This is a genomic window from Paraclostridium sp. MRS3W1 (assembly GCF_032465715.1).
Classification (GTDB): domain Bacteria; phylum Bacillota; class Clostridia; order Peptostreptococcales; family Peptostreptococcaceae; genus Paraclostridium; species Paraclostridium dentum.
On record NZ_JAWDJM010000091.1, the window covers coordinates 22,891 to 29,793 of the forward strand.

At 27.4% G+C, this 6,903-nt stretch carries 7 protein-coding genes; 4 read left to right on the forward strand and 3 right to left on the reverse strand.

The window, feature by feature from the left end:
• Positions 1–106: 106 nt before the first annotated feature.
• The 3 genes from RWY47_RS06890 to RWY47_RS06900 are packed head-to-tail and all read left to right on the forward strand — an operon-like array spanning position 107 to position 2,717.
• Positions 107–1,339, forward strand: coding sequence for a competence/damage-inducible protein A (locus RWY47_RS06890; RefSeq protein ID WP_150842565.1), 1,233 nt, complete (start codon positions 107–109; stop codon positions 1,337–1,339).
• Positions 1,340–1,352: 13 nt separating this feature from the next.
• Positions 1,353–2,141: an HAD family hydrolase gene (locus RWY47_RS06895; RefSeq protein WP_150842566.1), complete on the forward strand. Its 789-nt coding sequence runs from the start codon at positions 1,353–1,355 to the stop codon at positions 2,139–2,141.
• A gap of 9 nt (positions 2,142–2,150) precedes the next feature.
• On the forward strand, positions 2,151–2,717 hold the full coding sequence (locus RWY47_RS06900) for a DJ-1 family glyoxalase III (RefSeq protein ID WP_224170722.1): 567 nt from the start codon (positions 2,151–2,153) through the stop codon (positions 2,715–2,717).
• A gap of 71 nt (positions 2,718–2,788) precedes the next feature.
• Here the strand turns inward: RWY47_RS06900 and RWY47_RS06905 are convergent, their stop codons facing one another.
• Entirely contained in the window at positions 2,789–4,129 is a 1,341-nt protein-coding gene (locus tag RWY47_RS06905) for a sigma-54 interaction domain-containing protein (protein WP_142730213.1), read from the reverse strand.
• 289 nt (positions 4,130–4,418) lie between these two features.
• Between RWY47_RS06905 and RWY47_RS06910 the strand changes: the two genes are divergently transcribed.
• Positions 4,419–5,366, forward strand: coding sequence for a DMT family transporter (locus RWY47_RS06910; protein ID WP_150842567.1), 948 nt, complete (start codon positions 4,419–4,421; stop codon positions 5,364–5,366).
• 34 nt (positions 5,367–5,400) lie between these two features.
• On the opposite strand, the gene RWY47_RS06915 is transcribed toward RWY47_RS06910, so the two are convergent.
• Both RWY47_RS06915 and RWY47_RS06920 read right to left on the reverse strand, forming a co-directional pair.
• Positions 5,401–6,345, reverse strand: coding sequence for a TIGR01212 family radical SAM protein (locus RWY47_RS06915; RefSeq protein WP_150885964.1), 945 nt, complete (start codon positions 6,343–6,345; stop codon positions 5,401–5,403).
• A 133-nt stretch (positions 6,346–6,478) separates the two neighbouring features.
• Positions 6,479–6,903 (reverse strand): hypothetical protein (locus RWY47_RS06920; RefSeq protein ID WP_316030279.1); only part of this gene is annotated, 425 nt, incomplete at its 5' end.

Here is a 6,903-nt window from a genome sequence, read left to right on the forward strand (position 1 = left end):
TATCTAAATTAGATATGAATGTGAATAAGCTAAAAAAGTAGAAAGCAATACTAATTTAAATATGGTAATATTAGGGTATAAATATATTAAGGAAAAAGGTGATGAAATGAGAGCTGAAATTATAACTGTAGGAACAGAAATTTTATTAGGTGATATCGTAAATACAAATTCTCAGTTTTTAGCAAAGGAATTAGCAAATATTGGGATAGATGTATATCATCAAGGTACAGTTGGAGATAATGAAACAAGACTTATGGAGTCTTTAAATGAAGGTTTAAAAAGAAGTGACATAATAATTACCACTGGAGGTCTGGGCCCAACGAAAGATGATATGACTAAAGAAGTAGCATCTAAGTGTTTTGGTCAAGAATTGGTTTTATATATGGATATTTGGAAAGATATTAAATCTTATTTTAACAAGTTAGGGTTAGATTTAACTGAGAATAATAAAAAGCAAGCATATTTTCCAAAAGACTGCACTATATTAAATAATCCTAATGGAACGGCTCCAGGAGCAATATTAAAAAAAGATAATAAAATGATAATACTATTACCAGGACCCCCAAAAGAAATGATACCTATGTTCAATAATGAGTTAAAGAAACACTTATTATGTTTAACTGATTATAAACTTGTATCAAAAACATTAAGATTCTTTGGAATAGGTGAATCTTCATTAGAAGACAAGTTAATAGATATGATAAATAATCAAAAAAATCCTACTATTGCACCTTATGCTAAAGAGGGTGAAGTAACTATTAGAATAACTGCAAAAGCTGAAAATACTGAAAAAGCAAATAAACTAATAAAAAATGTAGAAGATGAAATCAATAATAGGGTAGGAAATTACATATATGGTTATGATGATACTACTTTAGAGGAAGAAGTAGCAAAATTATTGGTTGAAAAGAATATGACTATAGCTGTAAGTGAATCATGTACAGGAGGAATGATTTCATCAAAACTAATAAACTATCCTGGAATTTCTCAAAGTTTCTTAGAAGGATGTGTTACTTATTCCAATGAAGCTAAAATGAAAAGGCTAGGGGTTAAAAAAGATACTTTAGATAAATTTGGAGCAGTAAGTGAAGAAACAGCTATTGAGATGGCTATGGGAGTTGCTAAGTCTTTAGGTGCTAATATTGGGGTATCTACAACTGGAATAGCAGGTCCTGGAGGCGGAACTGATGAAAAACCGGTTGGGTTAGTTTACATAGGCCTTTATATAAATGGAGAAATTAAAGTTAAAAAATGTAATCTAGCTGGAAGTAGAGAAAAAATAAGATCTAGAGCGACAAGCGAAGCACTAAACTTAGTTAGAACAGAACTTATAAAGTAAAAGGAGTAAGCTAATGATAAAATATATATTTTGTGATTTAGATGGAACATTATATCACAATGGAATATCTAAAGAAGATGCAAATGCTATAAACAATATAGAAAAACAAGGAGTTACATTTAATATAGCTACTGGAAGAATTTTTTCTCAAGCTGTAAAGATGACTCAAGATGATATTGATATGAATGGATACTATATATGTGAAAATGGATCATATATATATGATTGCAATAAAAATTTAGTTTTTAAAGGAACAATAGATGATAATATAGTAAAAAAAGTGATTGCTTTATATGAATCAGATAACGCAACCTTATACTTTAAGTACAATGGAAAAGTAGTACTACTAGAAGAAAATGAGTGTTTCAAGATTTATTCAGATGAATATTTAGTAGATAAAGAATTTGCAAATAAAAATACATACAATGACCTTGTAGGTAATATAGGTATAGTATCTAAAGATGTAGATGAACTATATAGATTAGAATCTTTTTTAATTGAAGAATTCAATGATGTTTTAGACATATATTTTTCATCTGAATATACTTTAAATTTAGTTCCTAAAGGTGTTTCAAAACATGCAGCTATAAAAAATGTATGCAAAGTTTTAGGAGTTAGTTTAGATGAAGTAGCAACTATAGGAGATTCTCCAAATGATATAAGTATGCTTAAAACTACTAAATATAGTTTTGCAATGAAAAATTCAAGAAAAGAAGTTAAAGAAAGTGCAAATTATACTGCTAGTTCTGTAGAAGATGCAATTAGAAAAATAAAAGAAATTAATGAAGATTTAAATTCATAGGAGGAAGTTATGAAGAAAGTATTAGTTTTATTAGCAAATGGATTTGAAGAAATAGAGGCCTTAAGTGTAGTTAATGTATTAAGAAGAGCTCAAGTGATTTGTCATATGGGAAGTCTTGGTAGTGAATATGTAAAAGGTACTCATAATATAGAAGTTAAATCAGATGTAAATATAAACGATATAAACATAAATGAGTATGATGGAGTTGTATTACCAGGAGGACTTCCAGGAGCATATAATCTAAGAGATAGTGAACAGGTTAGAGAAATAGTACAAAAGTTTAATAATGATGGGAAAATTATAGCTGCTATATGTGCAGCTCCAGAAGCACTAGAAAGTTTTAATATATTAAACGGGAAAAAATGCACATCATATCCAGGATTTATAAAAGATAATAGTAATCTAAAATATATAGAAAATCAAATAGTTGTAGAAGATGGAAATATAATAACTAGTAGAGGACCAGCAACAGCTATAGAATTTTCATTAGGAATACTGAAGAAGCTTGGATATAAAAAAGAATATGAAGAAATAAAAGAAGGTATGTTAGTAAACTTTTATAACGAATTCAAATAAAAATTATTAATTAAAAAGCATTAAATGATAAATATATAAGCTCAGCTTATATATTTATCATTTTTTCATATTTATAAATATTTTCGTATAAGTCTACTTGCTTTAGATTGAGATATGTTTAATGCTTTAGCTAACTTATATGAACTTGGATTGTTTTTATAGTATTTACAAATTAAAAGCTTCTCATAATTTTCCATTAAATTATCTAATGAATTATTTTCTTCATCTTTTACAAAATCTACTTGGTGAAGGACTGATTTTGGTAAATGGTGTAATTCAATGTAGTCTGAGCTTGAAGTAACTAAAATATTTTGAATTATATTTTCAAGTTCTCTCATATTTCCAGGGTAATTGTAGTTCAAAAGTACGTTTATAACTTCTGTAGACATACTTTTATCTAGATTGAAAATATTTGAGTATTTTTTGAAAAAGTGAAAAATAAGTTCTAATAAATCTTCTTTACGATCTCGAAGAGGTGGGATTTTTAGTTCTACAACGTTTATTCTATAATATAAATCCTCTCTAAATTTTTTTTGATTTATAGAATTTATTAAATCAACATTAGTTGCAGAAATAAATCTTATATCAACTTTTTTAGTTTTTACTCCTCCAACTGAAGTAAATGTTTTGTCTTGAATAAGTTGTAAAAACTTAGATTGAAGTTCTTTGGGGATATCGCCAATTTCATCAAGAAATAAAGTTCCTTCATTTGCTAACTCAACTAGTCCTATTTTACCCTTTGAATTAGCCCCAGTGAATGCACCACCTTCATAACCAAATAATTCAGATTCAAGAAGATTTGGAGAAATGGTTGAACAATTTATCGTTATAAATGGTTTTCCAGCTCTCTTACTATTTAAATGTATGTGCTTAGCAAGTGTAGTTTTACCACATCCAGATTCACCAAGTAATAAAACATTTACATTTGTTTTAGCAACATTTTTTGCTATTTCTAAAATCGATTTCATGCTTGATCCTTTTATAGTAGTATCATTATAAATTAACGACTGAGATTTATTAAATGAACTTATTGTATTTTCATATAATTTTATTTTTTCTTTTATACTATTTAATTCGCTTATATCCCTAGAATTTTCTACTATAAATTCTATATCACCATTTTCATCAAAAACAGGAGTTGCGGTTATTATAAGTGTTTTTCCAGTTATAGTTTTTTGTTCCATAGAAACTTTTTTCTTATGTTTAACAACGGAAGGAATAGGTGTTTGATTAGAGTACCCAGCCTCATTTAAGAACATTGCTGTTTTTCCTATCATATCCTCTCTATCTATACCGTAGTTAGATTCAAATGCTTTATTACAATAAATCATATACCCATCTTTATCACATACAAAAATTTCATCATGAGAAGATTCTACTATTCTTTCGAAAAAATCTTTAGTGTATTGCATTAATATATCCCCCAAAAAATAAATTATAAACTATGTATTTAAAACTCCTTAATTATAGTATATATATAAGTCAAAATCAACTTATTATAAATGAATACTTAATGGATTTTAATATCGCAAGTTGATTTTGACTTATATAAAAAGTAAAAATGAGTTTGATTTGACTTATATATGATAAGAAAATGTTTCCAAAGCAAGTGATTTCAATTAGAAAAAGCTTGGAATGATTTGGCATAGAAATTGCTAAAGTAAATAATCGTAATAGTAGTATAGATAGGAGGATTTTTTTATGGAACAAAGAAGTAAAGGGTATATATTTGTTGTAACAGCAGGAGTTTTATGGGCTACTATTGGATTATTTGCAAATTCATTATTAAACTTAGGGCTAACTCCAGAACAAGTTGCATTTTTAAGATTATTTTTAGGGTTTTTGATATTATTTATTTATAGTTGTGTAAAAATGCCAAATGCACTTAAGATAAACAGAAAAGGATTAATGTATTGTATTCTTGTAGGTATAATAAGCCAGGCTGGGTTTAATATATGCTATTTTAATGCTATAGATTCTATTGGAGTTTCAGCATCTGCAGTACTTTTATACACATCTCCATTATTTTTAGCAATGCTATCAATGGCAATTTTTAAAGAAAGACTTAATAAGTCTAAAGTTATGTCACTATGTATTTGTTTTTGTGGATCTATATTAGCAGTAACAGGAGGAAGTTTAGATTTAGGTCAACTTAGTACACAAGGTATTATGTTAGGTATAATGTCAGCTATAACATATGCATGTATGTCCATAATAAGTAAAGGTGCATTAAAAGAATGTGAAGGGATAACTTTGTTGATATATGGATTTCTAATCGGGTCTATATTAATGATACCTTTAGCAAATCCTATACAAATTATTTCATATGCAAATAATATAGGTACTGTGTTTACTATATTAGGATTAGGGATAATACCTGCAGCTGGAGCCTATATATTTTATTTGAATGGAATTTCAACAGGTATTGATTTATCAATAGCTGGAATATTAGCATCTGCAGAACTTATAGTATCTGTAATAATAGGTTGGACATTGCTTGGAGAAAACTTTTCTATAGTGAAAGCTATAGGGGTTTTATTTATGGTAGTTTCTGCGATTATATCAATCAAAAAACCTAACAATAAATTTGAAGAAGATAATGATAATATTAGCTCAGGAAATAAAATAAAACTTCATACAGCAAATTAACTGTAATAAAAAATAAGCTATCTAATTAGATAGCTTATTTTTTATTACAGTATTTAATTCCTTGATACGAATCTCTTTCCCTCATAGTATCATCTATAGCATTTAGAACTTCCCACTTTTTAAGACTCCACATAGGACCTACTATTTCATCTCTTTTACCGTCTCCAGTAAGTCTATGAACCACCATTTCAGGAGGAATAATTTCTAACTGATCACACACTAAGTTTATATAATCATCTTTCTCCATTAAGTTAAACATACCTTTTTTTAGCATGTTTTCCATAGGTGTTTCTTTTAAGACATGAAGTAGGTGTATTTTTATTCCATGAACACCAAGATTAGCAACTGCTTTAGCTGTTTCCATCATCATATTATAGTCTTCTCCAGGTAATCCATTTATTATATGAACAACTGTTTTTATATTATGCTTTTTTAACTTTTCAACACCTTCTAAAAACGTATTATAATCATGACCTCTATTTATAATTTTAGATGTCTCATCATGAATTGTTTGAAGTCCTAGTTCAACCCATAAGTTTGTTTTTTTATTAAGTTCAGATAAATATTCTAAAACATCGTCTGGTAAACAATCGGGTCTAGTAGAAATTGAAAGTCCTATTACATCATCTAAATTTAATATAGTTTCATATTTTTCTTTTAATACACTTACTGGAGCATGAGTGTTAGTAAAAGCTTGGAAATATCCAATGTACTTTGCGTTATGCCATTTTTTATGCATCATTTCTTTTATATCTTCAAACTGCTTTATTAAATTATCGTTAGGATTTCCTGCAAAATCTCCAGAACCTTGTTTACTACAGTAAGTACATCCACCATAAGCAACAGTTCCATCTATATTAGGGCAAGAAAAACCTGCATTTATAGATACCTTAAAAACTTTTTCTCCAAAATTGCTTCTAAGGTAATAATTCCATGTATGATACCTTTTATTATCAAAGGCATATTTAAAATTTGTCAAATTAATCACCTTTTCTTTGTTTGTATTAAATTTACTTATACAATATTAACATAAAAAACAATCTTATACAAATCAATGATTAATTTAAATATAAAAAATAGTACCTTAATTTAAGGTACTATTTTTTATATTTTTATAGTTTTTTTAACTTATTTCCAGTTGATAAAAGTTGGAACCCGATTAAAACGAAAATTAAAGATAAAAATGTAGCTATAAATCCTGATAAGAATAAAGGTGAAAGTATTAGTATTAATCCACATATTAATAAAAAACCATTAAAACCATTAAACTTTACATAAGGATTTTTTCTGCTATTAAAAAAAGCAATAATTTGTGTTACTAAAAGATATGCACCAAGTATAGATGAAAAGAATCCTTGTATTTGTTGAGGGAAAATAAAAAATAATAGTGCAACAACTATAAGAATAAATTCTCTGTTTTTATAAGGCTTTAGAGTTTCTTTAGACTCGTATCTTTTAAGTTCGTTTATAGTTTTTAGATTTAAGTATGCTAAAAACAAACAAACTGCTCCTAATCCAAATGATAATACTTTAATGC

Excerpts from the sequence above, each read along its gene's own strand:
- RWY47_RS06890 (WP_150842565.1), top strand. The coding sequence starts at position 107 with ATGAGAGCTGAAATTATAACTGTAGGAACAGAAATTTTATTAGGTGAT.
- RWY47_RS06895 (WP_150842566.1), top strand. The coding sequence starts at position 1,353 with ATGATAAAATATATATTTTGTGATTTAGATGGAACATTATATCACAAT.
- RWY47_RS06900 (WP_224170722.1), top strand. The coding sequence starts at position 2,151 with ATGAAGAAAGTATTAGTTTTATTAGCAAATGGATTTGAAGAAATAGAG.
- RWY47_RS06905 (WP_142730213.1), bottom strand. The coding sequence starts at position 4,129 with ATGCAATACACTAAAGATTTTTTCGAAAGAATAGTAGAATCTTCTCAT.
- RWY47_RS06910 (WP_150842567.1), top strand. The coding sequence starts at position 4,419 with ATGGAACAAAGAAGTAAAGGGTATATATTTGTTGTAACAGCAGGAGTT.